The 764-nt window shown below is 42.9% G+C and carries 1 tRNA gene and 2 rRNA genes; all 3 read right to left on the reverse strand.

Annotated elements, in window-relative coordinates:
- Window positions 1-270: 270 nt before the first annotated feature.
- A tRNA-Ala gene (locus H8700_RS11075) sits at window positions 271-343 on the reverse strand.
- Window positions 344-349: 6 nt separating this feature from the next.
- A 5S ribosomal RNA gene (gene rrf / locus H8700_RS11080) occupies window positions 350-467 on the reverse strand.
- 211 nt (window positions 468-678) lie between these two features.
- Window positions 679-764: ribosomal RNA gene (locus H8700_RS11085) — 16S ribosomal RNA — on the reverse strand; the annotation flags it as partial.

Genomic DNA, 764 nt, shown 5'->3' on the forward strand with positions numbered 1-764 from the left:
ATATATTCAGTATAGCGTTACTGATATACATTCTTTTCTAGCATTTGTTAATCTTCTTTTAAGAATTAACTCGCAATCTTTTGATTGCTTGGATGTCTGACTTCATAGTCTCAGATCTAAGATCTGAACCATGATTTCTTTTACAGTATGCAGTTTTCAAGGTACCATCTTCTTTGCTCCCTGACTTTTGAAAGCCAGTGAAGTGTATCAAAGATTTTATTGTTTGTCAACCACTTTTTCGATTGACTTTTGACAGAGTATTCTGTCAAATGGAGACGGAGAGATTCGAACTCTTGACCCCCTGCTTGCAAGGCAGGTGCTCTCCCAACTGAGCTACGCCCCCTTATTTAATTGGCGGCCACCTACTCTCCCATACCGTCTCCAGTATAGTACCATCGGCCGTCTGAGTCTTAACCATCGTGTTCGGGATGGGAACGGGTGTTACCCCCAGACGCATCGCCACCAAAATTTTCTGTTATCTTCCTTCGTGCAATATGATGCTTTGCTATAACTATTCGGAATCCGCTCCGCTTCTTCCTCATAGAGCAAACCCTCATATAACAATCTTTTTGTCTCAACATCCTTGCAAGCACGCTTGCAGTCTGTTAATCCAAAAACCTTTATTGCACTCGGTCTTTGATAACTAAACAGTAAAACAACCCTTACTCTTTTTCTTAGAAAGGAGGTGATCCAGCCGCACCTTCCGATACGGCTACCTTGTTACGACTTCACCCCAGTTATCGATCCTGCCTTCGGCAGCTCCC

It is taken from the genome of Jutongia hominis (genome assembly GCF_014384965.1).
Lineage (GTDB): Bacteria > Bacillota > Clostridia > Lachnospirales > Lachnospiraceae > Butyribacter > Butyribacter hominis.